Origin of the sequence: Antarctobacter sp., assembly GCF_048262615.1 — a bacterium.
Taxonomy (GTDB): domain Bacteria; phylum Pseudomonadota; class Alphaproteobacteria; order Rhodobacterales; family Rhodobacteraceae; genus Antarctobacter.
Genome location: NZ_JBLXFB010000016.1, coordinates 37,027 through 53,183 on the forward strand (window position 1 = coordinate 37,027; position 16,157 = coordinate 53,183).

The window sequence follows — 16,157 nt, forward strand, 5'->3', positions numbered from 1 at the left end:
CGGCCTACTCCAGATCCCAGGCGCGAATCCACAGCACCGCGTCCTGGCTCAGCTCCTTGCCCTCATGTTCGGTTTCTGGCCCGGCCCCGAGCGCGGCAAAACCCCAGTAGCCCGCGCGCGGCACGCCGAAAGTGAAATAGCCGTTGACGTCGGAAATCGCCACAACCGCGCCGCCGGGGGGCGGGGTGGTGGTGGGCTCCGAGGCGCGGCTGCTGTTCATGTCCGGCTCTGCGGCCATGTATTCAATCTCGATCTCGGCCCCGGCGACGGGTTTTCCATCGGCCAGCACCTGACCGGTAAAGGTCGACCCGGCGAGGATGTTGTAGGGCTTGTTCAGCGGCACAATCTCGACCGGCAGGCCCACGGGGTTCATCCAGTCGGTGGGCATTGTCCCGCGATTGAGGAACGCCTTGGCGATCTGCTGGATGTAGACGTCTTCGGTTTCCTCGAAATAGGGTTCCGGCACCGTCACCAGAATGTAATCGCCCGAGCGCCGGACCGGGACCGAGCCGCGAAAGGCCGCGCCGGTGTTGCCAGACCCCTGAAAGGCGACGGGTTCCAGCGTGTCCAGCAGGTCCGTCCGGGTGCCGCGATGGATCATGAAGAATTCGCGCGGGCGGACAAGATCCATCACGTGCCCGTTTTCGAACGGGTGCCAGAAGACCAGCTTGACCGGCACATCGCCGGGGCGGTCGATCATCGTGTCGACCGTGTATTCCAGCAGGAAATGTGCAGAGGCGGCGGCGGGCAGGGCCATGAGGCCCGCCAACAACGCCGGTTTCAGAGTGGGAAGCAGCTTCACCGTGACCGTCCTTGTCCATGTCGCGCCAACCCCGGCGCAAAGCGTGATGGACGGCGGGATCGGACGGCCAATGTCGGACCAGAGCGGACTCCGGGCGGCGAAGGCCAGACGCTTACCCCGTCGTCCGGTGGAACCGCAGCCCCTATGCGGGCGGCGGGTGTCCGGCAGGTCTCCTGGCTCGCGGGTCACTGTCTGGGCCTGCCTTCCCGGATTTCTCCAGTGGCGTCTTGGCCCGGACTCTCCGCTTACAGTTGCGGGGGCAGCTGCCGGTTGGGCGCGCAGGTGGCGCGCGGTACGGCATTCCCTCTTTCCCCCGAAGGACGCGCCTTCGGGACCGGTCACGCTCTTGTGTCTGACAGATGGCGGGTGCCGGGGCAATGGACAAAGCGACACGGGACACGGTCGGATGCGACATCCGAACGGGGCGGTTGACGGCGCGCGGGTTGCGGCCGATAGCTGGGCGCAGGACTGTTATCGCCAACGGGGGGCGCACCATGAAACGTTCACGCATCAATGCCATCATGACAGAGGCGGACGCGCTGATCCGGCGGCATGGCTTTGCGCTGCCGCCGTTTGCGCAGTGGTCGCCGGAGGCCTTTGTGGCGCAGGCGGGTGCGGCGCGGCATGTGATCGACTCGCGCTGTGGCTGGGACATCACCGATTACGGCGCGGGGCGCTATGACGAGATGGGGCTGTTCCTGTTCACCCTGCGCAACGGGCTGCTGTCGGATCTGACCGGCGGGCGCGGCATGTGTTACGCCGAAAAGCTGCTGATCTCGAAGCAGGACCAGCTGTCGCCGATGCACACCCATGTGATCAAGGCAGAGGACATCATCAACCGGGGCGGCGCGACTTTGGTGGTTGAACTGTACGGGTCCGACGATGAGGGGCGTTTCGCCGAGGATCGCGGCGGGCGGGTGATGTGCGACGGAATCGTGCATGACTATACGCCGGGCGAAAAGCTGCGGCTGGCACCAGGGGAAAGCGTGACGCTGCGCCCCGGAGACTGGCACGCCTTTTGGGGGGAGGGCGGCGATGTGCTGATCGGTGAGGTCAGCACGGTCAACGACGACGAGACCGACAATATCTTTCGTGAGCCGATTGGCCGCTTTGCCGAGATCGAAGAGGACGAGGCCCCGCTGCACCTGCTGGTGAGCGATTACGCCAAGTGGCTGTCGGTCTGAGTGTTGCCGCGTGGCGTGCCGGTCATGTCGATGCGGCAGGTCAGCAGTTCGTGGTCTGACAGGTACTGACCTGCGGCGGACAGGGCCGGGGTCACGCGCGGATCGCTGGCCGCCATGCCGCGCGTGAACAGCCAGTCCAGCATCCACAGCGGATAGTTGACCGGTTTGCCGGGGGCGGCGCGGGTTGTGGGCCGGCCCGCGTTACATCCGCGCCAGTCAAAGCCGTGGCTGTCGAAGACGTCGAAACAGGGTTCATGTGGGGCCGGATCGGCGAGGACACTGGCGTAGGTGCGGCTGCCGTCCATCAGGGATTTGGTATTGAGGTCGCCGCCGATCACGGTGGGGCCGGTGCCATAGGTCGTGTCCAGCCGGTCTATCAGGGTCTGGCTATCGGCGGCGCGGCCTGCGGCGTCGCTTTCGCTTTCGTAATGCGCGGCGGTCAGGGTCAGCGGGCCTTTGGGGGTGGCGATCTGCGCGGCCACGGCCATGCGCCCGCCAAGGCGCAACTGGCCGTCGTTCTTGGGCTGTGTCAAAAACCACATGCCGCCCGCGTCCAGCGGGATCAGGGTGACGTTCTCCAGCGGGTAGCGCGACAGGATGGCGTTGCCGTGCAGCCCGTGGGTGTTGGGCACATCGGCGAACAGCGTGGTCTCATAGGGGTCGCCGGTGCCCAGTTCGACAAATTCGGTGCCAAAGGCATAGCCCATGCCCAGTGCGCGGGCGAGGTCACGGGGGGTGTGGCGCTGGCCGGAGCGGGCCATGCCGATGTCGACCTCCGTCGCCAGCACCACATCCGCGCCGATGCTGCGCAACAGCTCGGCGCTGTCCTCGACCCGTTTGCAGCGCTCGATGTTCCATGCGGCGACGGTCAGGCGCTGCGGTGCGGGCAGGGCGGCGGGCGGCTGGCGCAGTTCCAGCGTGTTCAGGCAGGGCCACTGTGCCTGTGCGCGGGTGTTAAAGGCGGCGTCGCCGCCTTTGGCGATGGCCTCGGCGCGGGCGGATGCGCTCGGCGTTTCCATTTCGGAAACAGTTCGGGTCAAAACGGGACGCATGGCTTTCCTTTGGAAACGGGCGCGGGGCGGGGCGCCGGTGCACGACGCGGTTTGGCAAAGATGCGGGCGGGCGGGGCGAAAGGCAATCGCCTGCGGCGGGCGGAACCCTCGGGCGGGCCTTGCCAATCCGGGCTGTCGCCGCCACTCTCCGCCGGACATTGGGCGGAGGGCAGGACATGTTGCGCAGGGCATTGGGAAAAGGCGGGCCAGAGGTGTCGGCGCTGGGCATCGGGGCGATGTCCTTTGCCGGGTTCTACGGCGCGGTCAGCGTCGAGGGCAGCCACGCGGTTCTGGATGCGGCGCTGGATGCGGGGGTCGATCACATCGACACCGCCAATGTCTATGGCATGGGCAAGTCCGAAGAGATCATCGGCGGCTTTCTGAAACGCTATGCGGGCAAGGGCGGCATCCCGTTCCGCATCGCCACCAAGGCCTCGATCACCCGCGACCCGGACACCGGCGCACGGTGTTACGACAATTCCGCCGCCCATCTGGAGGCGGAACTGGACCGCAGCCTGAAACGGCTGGGGCTGGAGCGGGTCGACCTGTTCTATGTCCATCGCCGCGATCCGAGGGTCGAGATCGAGGAGGTCACGCAGACGCTGGCGCGGCTGATCCAGAAGGGCAAGATCGGGGCCTTCGGCTTTTCCGAGATCGCGCCCACCAGCCTGCGCCGCGCCGCCGCCGTGCATCCGGTGGCCGCCGTGCAGTCGGAATATTCGTTGCAGACGCGGCAGCCCGATCTGGGTCTGTTGCAGGCCTGCGCGGAGCTGGGCACCGCGCTTGTCGCCTTTTCGCCGGTCGGGCGCGGGCTGTTGTCGGACACGCCGCCCACGCCCGAGCGGGTCGGGGCGGCGCCGTTCCTCAAGGTCAATCCACGGTTCACCGGCGACAATCTGGCCCGCAACATCAAGGCCAGCCAGCCGCTGCGCGATCTGGCCGCTGAGGCGGGCTATCCGACGGCGACACTGGCCATTGCATGGGTGCTGTCGCAGGGCCGCATGATGCACGCCATTCCCGGCACCCGCAGCCCCGGCCACCTGCAAGACCTTGTGCGCGGGGCCAGCATGATGCTGGGCGACGACCTGAAGGCCGAGATCGAGGCGCGCCTGCCGGTGGGATGGGCGCATGGCGCGCGCTATTCCGCCGACCAGTCCATCGGCCCCGAGGATTACTGCTGAGCGCCACAGGCCAGAGCGCATTGGGCCGGAACCGGCCAGGCCACGCGCACGCCGCCAAGCGCGGCGACCTGCGGCAGGAGGCCGCCCGTTGCGGCCATGTCGGACGGGCGCAGGCCCCGATCTACGACACGTGCGCCCGGTGACGGGGCCGGTGGACCTGAGTGCCATAAAAACCGGCGGATCTGGGCGCATCGCCGGGGCGTCAGGCTGCAATTCTCTATGGGCAGGCGGCCCAACTGGTATACCTCTGTCTGAGTGACATTCGTGATCATCTTGGACATCGACTCTGTCGAACCTCGGGAGGACCCATGAAAACGCTTTTGACCGCCGCCCTGGCCGTGGTTTTGTCTGTGTCCGCCGTGCTGGCCGATTGGATGCCGCCCGGTCCGGTAAAGGTGCTGATCGGGTTCCGGGCAGGTGGCGGCGCGGACACGCTGGCCCGCCTGATTTCAGAGGACGTCGCCGACAGCTATGGCTGGACCATGATCCCCGAAAACGTCACCGGGGCGGGCGGTGCCGTGATGGCGCGGGAACTCAAGGCCGCCGCCGCTGACGGGTTGACCATCGGGATCGGCGTCACCGACACCTTTGCCTATGGCGTGCTGGCGGTCCAAAAGCCGGGGTACGGACCGGAGGATTTCGACATTCTGGCGACCATCGCGGGCACCCAGATGGGGATTGTCGCGCGGGCCGACCGGGGCTGGAAGACCATGTCCGACGTGATCGCGGCGGCGAAAGCGGGCGAGGACATCTCATTCGGGTCGATGACGCCGCGCCTTGCGGACGGAGCCTATTACATTGGCAAGGTCAACGGCGTCGAGTTCAACATCGTCACCGGCTTCAGAGGCGGGCGGGCGGTTCTGAACGCGATCATCGCCTCTGATGTGGACATCGGCTGGGTGGCGGGGCCACAGGCGGCGGGCGTGCGGTCGGGCGACCTGATCAATCTTGCCAACGCAGAGGCCCGGCCCCTAAAGGTGTCGCCGGAGGCACAGCCGCTGGCCGACATCGGTGTCGATGTCCACTTTGGCGCAACTTTTTTGGCGTTGGCACCCGCCGGGCTGCCCGAAGAGACCCGCGCCGCACTGAGCGGGGCCATTTCTGCGGTGATCCAGAAAGACGGCAGCAAATCCAATGCATTCATCAATAAGGTGCTGGCCCTGAAGGTTGTGACCGGCGACGCGGCGGATGCCTTTGTCGCCGCAGAGATGGCCGGGGCCAAAGCCCTGCTCGCGGCCACGGCAGACTAGGCGCCGGTCCGGTGGGGGCAAAGCCATGACCCGCAAAGGCACCTCCCGCGACATTGCCGTCGGGGGTGTGGCCATCGGTTTTGCGCTTTTGGCGTTGCTGGTCTGGATTCCGCGCGACATCGACTCCGGTGTCATAGAGGTCTGGAGACGGTCTGTCCGCATCGGGGATGCGATGCTTCCGGTGTTTTCGGCTGTGGGGATTCTGTTGGCCGGTGCGGTGATTGCCCTGCGGGCCGGTCTGCGCGGCCGCGGGGAGGGCGCAGGGGTCATTGACCTGCGGTTTGTGTTCTACTGCCTGCTGACCACGGTGACGGGCCTTGGCGCGATGCAGGTTACGGGACCGGCGCTGGTCTGGCTCTGGTCGGGCGGTCAAACGCCTTATCGGCTGATGCTGGACACGGCCCCGTGGAAATACGCGGGTTTTGTCACCGGCGGCACGGTCATGACCTTTGGATTCATGGCGCTGGCCGGGCATCGGGTCACATGGCGGTTGGCCGTGCAGGCGCTGGCGGCGACGGTCCTGATTGCGCTGCTCTACGATCTGCCGTTTGGCGGCCTGTTGTTGCCCCCCAATGGCGACATGTGATGGGCGTTCTGGACTATATCTATGCCGGTATCCTGGAGGCGTTTTTCGGCAATCCGGCGCTTGTCCTTGGGCCTGTGGTGCTGTCATGGCCGATTGTTCTGGTGGTGGCGGGGTTTTTTACCGGCGTGCTGATCGGGGCGACGCCGGGGCTGTCGGGGCCGTTTGCCATGGCGCTTGCCCTGCCGATCCTGATTTCGATCTTCGGGTTTGCGCCCGACGCCCTGTTGCCGGTGCTGGGGTTTTTGGTCGGGATCATGAAGGGCGCGACCCTTGGCGGCGCGGTGCCTGCGATCCTGTTCAACACCCCCGGCACGCCCGATGCCTATATGACCACGCTGGACGGGCACCCGATGGCGCAAAAAGGCCAGGCCGGAAAGGCGCTGCGGGTGGCCCATTTCGCCTCTGTCAGCGGCGATACGTTTTCGGACATCGTGCTGTTTGTCTGTGCGCCTTTTCTGGCCATCTCCATCGAGGCCATGCTGGGCTTGCCGGAAAAGGCCGCGCTGATGATCCTGTCGCTGTCCTTTGTCGCGGTTGTGGTGGGCAAGGACACGTGGAAGGGGCTGCTGGCCGCCTGTTTCGGGCTGTTTGTCGCCGCTGTCGCAAGCGGCACCGACAGCTATCCCCGGTTGTCGCTGGGCCGCGAGGGTCTGGCCTCTGGGTTGCCGACGATCGCGGTGGTGATCGGCGTGCTGGTGGTGGGGGAGATCTTTGCCAGCCTGCAAGAGATGTGGCGCATGACCCGGCGCGCGCGCCACCCGCCGGAGCGGCCCGTGCCGGGCGACAGTGCGCTGAGCCTTGACGAGCGCCGCAGGCTGTTGCCGTTTGTCGGCGTGTCGATGGCCATCGGCACGGTTGTCGGCGCGTTGCCGGGGCTGGGCACGACGCTGGCGGCGGCGCTGGGCTATGCCGCCGGGCGCAAGATGCACCGGGGCGCGCCGCCGTTCGGTGACGGCGCGCCCGAAGGCGTCGCCGCGACTGAGGCCGCGAATTCCGCCGTCTCGGGGGCCAACCTGATCCCGGCGCTGAGCCTTGGGATTCCGGGAAACATGGCGGCGGTGTTCCTGATCCTTGCCGCCGATACCATTGGCGGTTTCAACCCCGGTCCGGCGGTGTTCCGCTTTGCCGCCGAAGAGGTGAACCGGGAGTTGGTCGTGGTCTTTGCGCTGTTCACGCTGATGGCGGTGGCGAACCTTGTGAACTGGGGGACGGGGGCGTGGGTCATGCGGCTGCTGGGCGGTCTGATCCGGGTGCCGCGTGCTGTCATGCTGCCGATTGTGCTCTTGCTGACGATCACCTCTGTCTATGTCGCGGGCAGCCGGATGAGCGACGTCCATGTGCTGCTGGCCTTTGGTCTGGTCGGCTATCTCATGCGGCAAAGCGGCGTGCCGGTTCTGCCGTTTCTCATTGCCTATATCCTTGCCGAACCGCTGGAAACGACGCTCCGCAACGCGTTCGAGGTGTCGGGCAGCGACCCGTGGTTCCTGGTCACCCGCCCGATCCCGGTGCTGTTTCTTGCGTTGGCGGGCGCGGTCATTGCGGCGGCGGACTGGGTGCGCGCGCCGTCCGCCAAGCGCCGCTGACCGGGGGTGGCCCCGCGCCTGGACCCGCGCGCCGTGGCGGCGGCGGTCTGCTGCGGCGCGGCGGTTTGCCTCCTTCGGCGATATGGACTAAGGGAAGACCGATGATGCGTTCGGGGCTGAAGGCGGGCGTTGGGCGGTGGGCTCGCGGTCGGCCCGCGCGCCGCACGGGACCGGCACGGGACTTTGCAGGGCGGGGCCTGTGCAGGGCGGGGCCTGCGCCAGCGCAACAGATCGCGTCGCCAAGAATCTGAAGATACAAGAACAAAATGAGAATAACCCAACACGCTAGACTGTCTGTTGCCCCGATGATGGATTGGACGGACCGGCATTGCCGGTACTTTCATCGTCTCATGTCGGGGCAGGCGTTGCTTTATACAGAGATGGTGACCGCGCCCGCGTTGGTCCGGGGCGGTGCGCTGCATCTGCTGGACCACGCCCCCGAGGATCATCCCGTGGCGCTGCAACTGGGCGGGTCTGATCCCTACGAACTGGCGCAGGCGGCGCGGATCGGGCAGGCGGCGGGCTATGATGAGATCAACCTCAACTGCGGCTGCCCGTCGGACCGGGTGCAATCGGGCACCTTTGGCGCGGTGTTGATGAAACACCCGCAGACCGTGGTCGACTGCGTGCGTGCCATGCAGGACGCTGTCGACATCGAGGTGACGGTGAAATGCCGCATCGGCGTCGACGATCAGGACGCCGAAACCGTGCTGCCGGAATTCCTTGCGCGCCTTGGGGCGGTGGGCTGTTCACGCATCATCATCCACGCACGCAAGGCGTGGTTGCAGGGGCTCAGCCCCAAGGAGAACCGCGATATTCCGCCGCTGGACTATGACCTGATCCGCCGGATGCGCGCGCTGTTTCCGCATCTGCATCTGTCGGTCAACGGCGGTATCACCGATCTGGATCAGGTTCAGGGGTTTCTGGACGATGGGCTGGATGGCGTCATGGTCGGCCGCGCCGCCTATCACCAGCCATGGGACATTCTGGGCGCGGCGGATGCCCGCGTCTGGGGGCAGCCAAACGACACCAAGACGCCCGAGGACGTGGCCCGCGCCATGTTCCCCTATATCGAGGCGCACCTGAGCGCGGGCGGCAGGCTGAACCAGATCACCCGTCACATGATGGGGCTTTTCGCGGGGCGTCCCGGCGCGCGGCGCTGGCGGCAGATCCTGTCCGAAGGCGCCAGCCGCGACGGCGCGGGGCCGGAGCTGTTGGAACGCGCGCTTACTCACATCGGATCGGCAAAGGCAGCCTGACATATGGACTTCTCGATTTTTCTGCCCCTCGTGGGTATCCTCGTCGTGGCGGCGGGCTTTGCCGGTATCCTTGCGGGTCTGTTTGGCGTCGGCGGCGGGATCATCCTTGTCCCCGCCTATTACTATGTCTTCACGGCGCTGGAGTTTGACGGGCCGCAACTGATGCAGGTCTGTCTGGCCACCTCTCTGGCCTCGATCATCGTCACGTCGACGCGGTCTGTGATGGCGCATAACAAGCGCGGCGCGGTCGACTGGGACCTGCTGCGCCGCTGGGCACCGGGGATCGCGTTGGGCGCGGTGCTGGGGGTGATGGTCGCGGCGCGGCTGCGGTCGGACGCGCTGGCGCTGATCTTTGCGGTTCTGGCGACGATTGTCGGGCTCTACCTTGCCTTCGGGCGCAAGGACTGGCGGATCGGCCCGCAGATGCCGGAGGGCGGGACGCGCGGTGTGCTGTCGCCGATGGTCGGGTTCCTGTCGGTCCTGATGGGGATCGGCGGCGGCAGTTTCGGCGTGCCGCTGATGACGCTCTACAGCGTGCCGATGCACCGGGCGGTGGCGACGGCGGCGGGCTTTGGCCTGCTGATTGCGGTGCCCTCGGTGATCGGCTTTGTCCTTGTCTCGGTCGCGGGCGCACCGCCGTGGACGCTGGGCGCGGTGAACGGACCGGCCTTTCTGATCACCGTCTGCATGACCTTTCTGACCGCCCCGCTGGGCGCGCGGCTGGCCCATGCGCTGCCGGCGCTGGTCTTGCGCCGGGTCTTTGCCGGGTTCATCCTGCTGGTTGCGGTCAACATGATGCGAGAGGCGCTTTGGGGCTAGGCGATCCGGATACCCTTGGCTGGACGCGGTTTGCGAGCAGCCCACAGACGCTGGCATGGGCGCGGGCGGCGCGGAGCGCGGGCCATGAGGTGCTGGCCGATCCGGCGATGCGCGCCAAGTGGCTGCAATGTCAGGGGACATGGTTTGTCGGCGTCGATGCGCTGCCCACCTCCCCCGATGGCAGCATCGCGGGGGTGCCGCTGGCCGGTCCGGCCATCGACAGGCTGGGGCCTTTGCCCGCCCTGCATCCCGCGCAGTTGTCGGTGACCTTTCCGGGCTATCCAAAGCGGCGCGGCGGCGAAAGCGATGCGGGATTTCGCTATCGGCTGACGCGGGACGCGGCGCATGTCGACGGGATCATCGCCGAAGGGCCGGACCGCCGCCGCCGCATTCTGGAACCGCACGCCTGGATTCTGGGCCTGCCGCTGACCGAGGCCGATCCGGAGGCCAGCCCGCTGGTGGTCTGGGAGGGCAGCCACACGGTGATCCGCGCGGCGCTGCGCACGGCGCTGGAGGACTATCCCCCCGAGGACTGGGGCGGTGTCGATATAACCGAGGCCTATGCCGCCGCGCGCCGCGCCTGTTTCGAAACCTGTCGCCGGGTCACGCTGCCCGCCGCGCCGGGAGAGGCGATCCTGCTGCACCGACTGGCCCTGCACGGCATCGCACCGTGGCAGGACGGGGCCAACGCCGCGCCCGAGGGTCGTATGGTGGCCTATTTCCGTCCGTTGATCAGCGGCAATGTCCGGCGCTGGTTGCAGCCCTGAGTTGCACCGGTGCCGGTGTCCTTGCGCATTTCGTGATCAAAGACGGCGTTTGGCCCGGAATTGTCGCTAATTTCGAAACGGTCTAAAAATTTTGTTTCAAAATTAGGTGTTTAAGTGTCCACTCGCCCTTTGAAATCCTGTGGGGGGACAATTTCCATGATTGTTTTGATGTCTATTCTGCCGCTTTTGCTGCTTGGCCTTGTGTTGGGGGATTCAGGCGATGACGGCGGGGGCTCTGATGGTGGCGGCTCTGGCGGCGGCACCGATCCCGACGCGCCCACCATGGGGGACGACGAGATCACGCTGGGCGGGGACGATGACTTTATCGCTGCGCTGGCGGGGAACGACTTTGTGCTGGGCGGCGCGGGGAACGACGACCTCAGGGGCAATGCCGGGAACGATACGCTGTTGGGCGAAGAGGGCGATGACAGCCTGTCCGGCGGGCTTGGCGAGGACAGTCTGGACGGCGGGCCGGGCGCTGACGTGCTGGGCGGAGGCGTCAATGACGACGAACTTGCAGGCGGCGCGGGCGACGACGTGCTGACCGGCGGTGCGGGCAACGATACGTTGCTGGCGGGCGCAGGCGACGACGTGGTCGATGGCGACGACGGGGACGATGTGATCGACGGCGATGAGGGCGACGACACCCTGACCGGCGGTCTTGGCAACGACGTCATCACATCCGGCTTCGGGTCTGACGTCATCGACGCGGGTGCGGGCAACGATCAGGTCTTTATCGACCGGCCGTTTGTGTCCTCTCCGCTGACCGATGCAAATGTGGTCGATCTGGGCCCCGGCAATGACCTGATCAATGTCGATTCGGCCAATGTCACCGTCGAGGGCGGCGCGGGCAACGACGTGTTCGAGCTGTTCTCGACCGGGGATTATACCATCGACGTTGACGGTGGTCCGGGCGATGACAGCATCGGCGCGCCGGGGGTCAACGCCCTTGTTTCCGGCTTTTCCGGTGTCCTGCATGGCGGCGACGGCAACGACGCGATCTATGCGGTTGGCGATGTCGATGTTTATGGCGACGCCGGGGATGACCTGCTGGCGGGAACACTGGTCTATGGCGGCGAGGGCGCGGATACGCTGGACGCCAATGCCTCGGAGTACAGCCCGATCTTTGTCGACTTTACCAGCGGCGAAGACGTGATTGTCTTTGATATCGACGAGGCCGACCTTGCCACCGCCGAGGTCTTCATCACCGAGACCGCGCCGGGCGCAACATACCCCTTCGAAGTCGCGTTGAGCGTTGACGGGTTCACCTATCAGGTGGTTCTGGTCGGCGGCCCGGTCGCGATGTCGGACGTGTTGATCCAGACCGGCGGGCTTGCCTAATCCTGACGTTTGAGGCGGGCCGCGCGCCCGCCTCGGCGCTTGCGCAGGCGGCCCGAGCGGTTCGCCAGATCGTCCATCACCTCGCGCCGCTCGTCATGGGACATGTTGGACCACAGCGTGATCTCGCGCGCGGTGCGCAGGCAGCCGGTGCACAGCCGCTCTTGCGGGTGGATCACGCAGATCTTCACGCAGGGGCTTTCGATCTCGTTGCGGTGCCAGATATCGTCTTTCATCATGCCTCTTTTCATCCCTCGTCCGGAGTACCGAGATGGCGCATCCGGTCAAGAGCCCCTTGCAGGATATAGGCAGCCGCGACGTGGTCTATGACCTCGGAGCGACGTTTTCGCGTCGTATCCGCCTCCAGCAGGGCTTTTTCCGCAGCCACGGTGGACAGCCGTTCATCCCAGAAACCAATCGGCCCCGGCCAGAGCGCGGAAAAGTTCCGGGCAAAGGCGCGGGTCGACTGACATCGCGGCCCCTCTGAGCCATCCATATTGCGGGGCAGGCCAAGGATGATGCCGCCGATCTCTCGCGCCTCCAGGATCTTGATCAGTTGCGCCGCGTCGAGCCCGAATTTCTTGCGCTTGACGGTCTCAAGCGGCGTGGCGACAGAGCGAAACCGGTCCGAGACCGCAACACCGATGGTGCGGGTGCCCAGATCAAGCCCGGCAAGGGCCGACATGGGCGCAAGATCGGCCAGAAAATCCTTGATGTCGTCATGAATCATGGCCACGATATCCCGTCTGACAGGCGCAATCCGATTGAGCGCCTTGCGGCGCGCAGGGTGTCTCGGCCCCGGCCTTTGGCCGGTGCCTCGGGGCAGGGCGCGCGGGGCGAGGGTGGTGGTGTCAAAGGATCAGTCCGCAATCCCGGCCCGCTGCGCCGCGCCTTGCAACAGCGCCAGCGCCTTGGGGCTGGCGCCAAAGACGGTCTGCGCCTCGGCGTAGATCGCGCTGGCGCGATCCGTCTCACCCAGAACCCCCAGCGATGAGATCAGCCGCGCCCAGTCCTCGACCGGGCCGCCCTCTTCGGCAAGCCGCTCTGACAGTTGACTGACCATGCCCTTGATCATCTCCTGCCGTTCCTCGGGCGTCATGTCTGCGGCGGCGGCGACATCGGCCTGACTGGGGCCGGGGGCGGCACCGGCCAGTTTGGGCATCTGAAAGTTCTGCTCACCCGCCAGAAAGGCAAGATCCTCGATCTGCTCGGTGATCGGCCCGACCCACGGATCCTGCGCCGAGCTTTCGCGCAACAGCTTGTTCCACATGCGAAAGCCGACGTCGGGACGTCCGACCTGCGCCATCATCAGCCCGCCGTAGTAGCGCGCGACGCCATTGTCCGGGTCGCGCGTCAGGGCCTGTTCCAGCACCATCTGCGCCTGCGGCGAGACATAGCCACCCGCAGCAAGGATCATCATGTCTGCCAGATCGGTGTAATCCTGCGCGGTGGCGGCATCGCCCTTGAGCCGGATGATCTGCGCCTGCGCCTTGTAGGCGGCGGGGAAATTGCCAAGCGCCGCCTCGGACCGGGCCAGCAGGACGTGGCCCTGCATGTCGTCGGGGCGCTCGGCAACCGCACCGCGCAGGCGGTCGACCAGTTGCAGGTATTCGGGCGCGGCGTCGGGCGCGGGCCGTGGCGGCACGCGCGCCTCCATCGCCTCTTGCGAGACGCGGCTTTTCAGCGCCTCTTCGGCGCGGGCCAGACGTGTCTTCAGCGGGGCATCGCCGTATCCCGGCGCGCCGATCCACGTGTAGAGGGCAAAGCCGCCCCCCACCACCAGCAGCGAAATCGCCGCCGCCAACGCATATCCCAGAACCCGAGGCTGCACCGCACTGTCGCCGCTGGCCTGCATCTTGGCGTCGGCCCCCAGCAGACGGCGCGAAATCTCGACCCTGAGGCGCTCAGCCTCATCTTCCGGGATCTTGCCGCGCGCGGCGTCTGCCTCGACCTCCTTGAGCTGGTCGCGGTAGACCTCCAGGTCATAGGCCTCTGACGGGCCGGTCGCCCGCCGCCCGCGCAACAGCGCAAGAACCAGCGCCGCGGCTGCCAGCACGGCGGCTGTTCCTGTCACGATCCAGAATAGCGTCATGGCCCTCCCTTTCCTTCGTCCTGACTTAAGCCGCGGACGGCCCGGAAAAAAGGGCAAAAGCCCCGCATGGCGCGCCATGTCGCAACTGCAAGGTATTGTGACGGTTGCACACACCTGCACATTGGCGTTTGAGTGCATCACTCCCGAAACGGATGAACCGGATTCGAGCCACATGAAACGTTACTCCGCCTTTGCCATCGCCCGCGAAGCCTTCTTCGGTCACAAGCACTGGGAGCGCGCCTGGCGCAATGCGCAGCCCAAGAAACGCTACGACGTCGTGATCGTGGGCGCGGGGGGGCATGGCCTTGCCACCGCCTATTACCTTGGCAAGAACTTTGGCATCACCAATGTCGCGGTGATCGAAAAGGGCTGGCTGGGGGGCGGCAACACCGGTCGCAACACCACCATCATCCGGTCGAACTATCTACAGGACCCGTCGGCGGCGATCTACGAAAAGGCTCGCTCTCTGTACGAGACGATGAGCCAGGACCTGAACTATAACGTAATGTTCAGCCCGCGCGGCGTCATGATGCTGGCGCAGACCGAACATGAGGTGCGCGGCTATCTGCGCACGGCGCATGCCAACGCGCTGCAAGGGGTGGAAACCCGGTTCATCACCCCGCGTGAGGTCAAGGAGATCGTGCCGATCATCAACCTCGCCGGGCCGCGTTACCCGGTGCTGGGCGCGCTCTGGCAGGAACGGGCCGGCTCTGCCCGTCACGATGCGGTGGCCTGGGGCTATGCGCGGGCCTGTTCGGCCATGGGCATGGACATCATCCAGAAATGTGAGGTCACCGGAATCCGCCAGGAGGGCGGGCGCGTCACCGGCGTCCAGACCACCAAGGGCGACATCGGCTGCGAGAAACTGGGCATCGTGGTGGCCGGGCACTCCGGCGAACTGGCCGATATGGCGGGCTTCCGCCTGCCGCTGGAATCGGTGCCGCTTCAGGCGCTGGTGTCAGAGCCGATCAAGCCGATCATGAACTGCGTCGTCATGGCCAATACCGTGCACGGCTACATGAGCCAGTCCGACAAGGGCGAGATGGTCATCGGCGGCGGCACCGATGGCTACAACGGCTTTACCCAGCGCGGATCGTTCCACCACGTCGAGGAAACCGTGCGCGCGCTGATCGAAACTTTCCCGATGCTGTCCCGGCTCAAGATGCTGCGCCAGTGGGGCGGGATCGTGGATGTGACCGGCGACCGCTCTCCGATCCTGTCCAAGACGCCGCTGGAGGGCTGTTTCATCAACTCCGGCTGGGGCACCGGCGGGTTCAAGGCGATCCCCGGCTCTGGCTGGGGCTTTGCCGAGCTGATGGCGCGCGGGCAGTCGCCGCTGACCGAAGAGTTCAGCATGTGGCGCTTCCGCGAAGGCAAGTTCATCGACGAAAGCGTGGCTGCGGGGGTGGCTCACTGATGCTGTGTCCTGCGCATCCTGTTGCCGACCCTGCGCGCGGGCCATGGAACCCGGACGCGGGCAAAGGCGTTCCTCTGTCAGATCGCACAGTCGAGATGACAGCAAAGGAGGGCTCCCCATGTCGGACGCCACGCACAACAATACGACCACAACCACAACCCGCGACACCGGCGGAAACACCGGGCTCGCGTTCATTGTCGGCATTCTCGTGGTTGTCGTCGCGGTTCTGGCCTACGTTATCTTTGCCGGTGACATCGGGTCGCCTGCCGCGGATGGCGGCGGCGCTGACCTCAACATCACCGTGCAGGGCGATGGCGCGCCTGCCGTTGACGCGTCCCCGGATGCAAAACCCGCGGGCGACAACTGACGTCACTGGTCCGTTTCGGGCCGGCTGCAAGGCCGGGGTGCATGCGCGCCCCGGCCTTTTCACGTCCCGTCCCATGTCACCGAACATGTCACCGAAGGAGGCTCTGCCATGCTGATCCTCACCTGCCCCTGCTGCGGCGTCGAGGCCGATGAAACCGAACTGCACGCCGGGGGCGAGGCGCATATCACGCGCCATGGCCCCGATGCGTCGGACGATGATTTCGAGGGCTACCTGTTCACCCGCGAAAACCCCAAGGGTGTGCATTTCGAACGCTGGCGGCATGTGAACGGCTGCGGCAAGTGGTTTCACGCCGCGCGCTGCACCCTGACGATGGAGGTCTTCGGCACCTACCCGGCACAGACCTTTCAGCCGCCGCAGGACCTGCTGGACAATATTACCGCCAAGCGCCCCGGCTGGTCGTGGAGGGATCTGTCCTGATGTTTCTTCTCTGTAAAAATAC

At 66.1% G+C, this 16,157-nt stretch carries 17 protein-coding genes and 1 riboswitch; of the genes, 12 read left to right on the forward strand and 5 right to left on the reverse strand.

Annotation, left to right across the window (positions count from 1 at the left end; all coding sequences use genetic code 11):
• Window positions 1-4: 4 nt before the first annotated feature.
• Entirely contained in the window at window positions 5-757 is a 753-nt protein-coding gene (locus tag ACN0S5_RS16565) for a DUF4198 domain-containing protein (RefSeq protein WP_417209906.1), read from the reverse strand.
• A gap of 190 nt (window positions 758-947) precedes the next feature.
• A riboswitch (cobalamin riboswitch) is annotated at window positions 948-1,156 on the reverse strand.
• A gap of 140 nt (window positions 1,157-1,296) precedes the next feature.
• On the opposite strand from ACN0S5_RS16565, the gene ACN0S5_RS16570 reads away from it, so the two are divergent.
• Complete coding sequence (locus ACN0S5_RS16570; RefSeq protein ID WP_417209847.1) at window positions 1,297-1,986, forward strand: D-lyxose/D-mannose family sugar isomerase; 690 nt, start codon at window positions 1,297-1,299, stop codon at window positions 1,984-1,986.
• On the opposite strand, the gene ACN0S5_RS16575 is transcribed toward ACN0S5_RS16570, so the two are convergent.
• Window positions 1,962-3,005: an endonuclease/exonuclease/phosphatase family protein gene (locus ACN0S5_RS16575; protein WP_417209848.1), complete on the reverse strand. Its 1,044-nt coding sequence runs from the start codon at window positions 3,003-3,005 to the stop codon at window positions 1,962-1,964. The genes ACN0S5_RS16570 and ACN0S5_RS16575 overlap by 25 nt on opposite strands.
• A 209-nt stretch (window positions 3,006-3,214) precedes the next feature.
• Here ACN0S5_RS16575 and ACN0S5_RS16580 point away from each other — a divergent pair, with 209 nt between their 5' ends.
• The 8 genes from ACN0S5_RS16580 (at window position 3,215) to ACN0S5_RS16615 (ending at window position 11,824) form a co-directional block, all read left to right on the forward strand.
• Window positions 3,215-4,219, forward strand: a complete 1,005-nt coding sequence (locus ACN0S5_RS16580; RefSeq protein WP_417209849.1) for an aldo/keto reductase — start codon at window positions 3,215-3,217, stop codon at window positions 4,217-4,219.
• Window positions 4,220-4,527: 308 nt separating this feature from the next.
• A complete protein-coding gene (locus tag ACN0S5_RS16585; RefSeq protein ID WP_417209850.1) occupies window positions 4,528-5,469 on the forward strand; it encodes a tripartite tricarboxylate transporter substrate-binding protein in 942 nt (313 codons plus the stop codon).
• Window positions 5,470-5,494: 25 nt separating this feature from the next.
• Window positions 5,495-6,055 (forward strand): hypothetical protein, encoded by a 561-nt coding sequence (locus tag ACN0S5_RS16590; RefSeq protein WP_417209851.1) that lies wholly within the window; start codon window positions 5,495-5,497, stop codon window positions 6,053-6,055.
• Window positions 6,055-7,638 carry a tripartite tricarboxylate transporter permease gene (locus ACN0S5_RS16595; protein WP_417209852.1) on the forward strand — a complete coding sequence of 528 codons (1,584 nt, stop codon included), beginning with the start codon at window positions 6,055-6,057 and terminating at the stop codon, window positions 7,636-7,638. Before ACN0S5_RS16590 ends, ACN0S5_RS16595 begins: the two co-directional genes overlap by 1 nt.
• A gap of 266 nt (window positions 7,639-7,904) precedes the next feature.
• Window positions 7,905-8,897 (forward strand): tRNA dihydrouridine(20/20a) synthase DusA, encoded by a 993-nt coding sequence (gene dusA / locus ACN0S5_RS16600; protein ID WP_417209853.1) that lies wholly within the window; start codon window positions 7,905-7,907, stop codon window positions 8,895-8,897.
• A gap of 3 nt (window positions 8,898-8,900) precedes the next feature.
• On the forward strand, window positions 8,901-9,716 hold the full coding sequence (locus tag ACN0S5_RS16605; protein WP_417209854.1) for a sulfite exporter TauE/SafE family protein: 816 nt from the start codon (window positions 8,901-8,903) through the stop codon (window positions 9,714-9,716).
• On the forward strand, window positions 9,707-10,483 hold the full coding sequence (locus ACN0S5_RS16610) for a hypothetical protein (RefSeq protein WP_417209855.1): 777 nt from the start codon (window positions 9,707-9,709) through the stop codon (window positions 10,481-10,483). The genes ACN0S5_RS16605 and ACN0S5_RS16610 overlap by 10 nt, the downstream gene beginning before the upstream one ends.
• A gap of 156 nt (window positions 10,484-10,639) precedes the next feature.
• Window positions 10,640-11,824 (forward strand): calcium-binding protein, encoded by a 1,185-nt coding sequence (locus ACN0S5_RS16615; RefSeq protein WP_417209856.1) that lies wholly within the window; start codon window positions 10,640-10,642, stop codon window positions 11,822-11,824.
• Here the strand turns inward: ACN0S5_RS16615 and ACN0S5_RS16620 are convergent.
• The 3 genes from ACN0S5_RS16620 to ccmI form a co-directional block, all read right to left on the reverse strand.
• Window positions 11,821-12,057 carry a DUF1289 domain-containing protein gene (locus ACN0S5_RS16620; RefSeq protein ID WP_417209907.1) on the reverse strand — a complete coding sequence of 79 codons (237 nt, stop codon included), beginning with the start codon at window positions 12,055-12,057 and terminating at the stop codon, window positions 11,821-11,823. The genes ACN0S5_RS16615 and ACN0S5_RS16620 overlap by 4 nt on opposite strands.
• 11 nt (window positions 12,058-12,068) lie before the next feature.
• Window positions 12,069-12,551 carry a Holliday junction resolvase RuvX gene (gene ruvX, locus ACN0S5_RS16625; RefSeq protein ID WP_417209857.1) on the reverse strand — a complete coding sequence of 161 codons (483 nt, stop codon included), beginning with the start codon at window positions 12,549-12,551 and terminating at the stop codon, window positions 12,069-12,071.
• A 129-nt stretch (window positions 12,552-12,680) separates the two neighbouring features.
• Window positions 12,681-13,913, reverse strand: a complete 1,233-nt coding sequence (ccmI, locus tag ACN0S5_RS16630) for a c-type cytochrome biogenesis protein CcmI (protein ID WP_417209858.1) — start codon at window positions 13,911-13,913, stop codon at window positions 12,681-12,683.
• A 172-nt stretch (window positions 13,914-14,085) separates the two neighbouring features.
• Here ccmI and ACN0S5_RS16635 point away from each other — a divergent pair, with 172 nt between their 5' ends.
• The 3 genes from ACN0S5_RS16635 to ACN0S5_RS16645 all read left to right on the forward strand — a co-directional run bounded on the left by ACN0S5_RS16635 (window position 14,086) and on the right by ACN0S5_RS16645 (window position 16,135).
• A complete protein-coding gene (locus ACN0S5_RS16635; RefSeq protein ID WP_417209859.1) occupies window positions 14,086-15,330 on the forward strand; it encodes a sarcosine oxidase subunit beta family protein in 1,245 nt (414 codons plus the stop codon).
• A gap of 118 nt (window positions 15,331-15,448) precedes the next feature.
• Entirely contained in the window at window positions 15,449-15,697 is a 249-nt protein-coding gene (locus ACN0S5_RS16640; RefSeq protein ID WP_417209860.1) for a hypothetical protein, read from the forward strand.
• A gap of 108 nt (window positions 15,698-15,805) precedes the next feature.
• Window positions 15,806-16,135 carry a sarcosine oxidase subunit delta gene (locus ACN0S5_RS16645; RefSeq protein ID WP_417209861.1) on the forward strand — a complete coding sequence of 110 codons (330 nt, stop codon included), beginning with the start codon at window positions 15,806-15,808 and terminating at the stop codon, window positions 16,133-16,135.
• Window positions 16,136-16,157 lie beyond the last annotated feature (22 nt).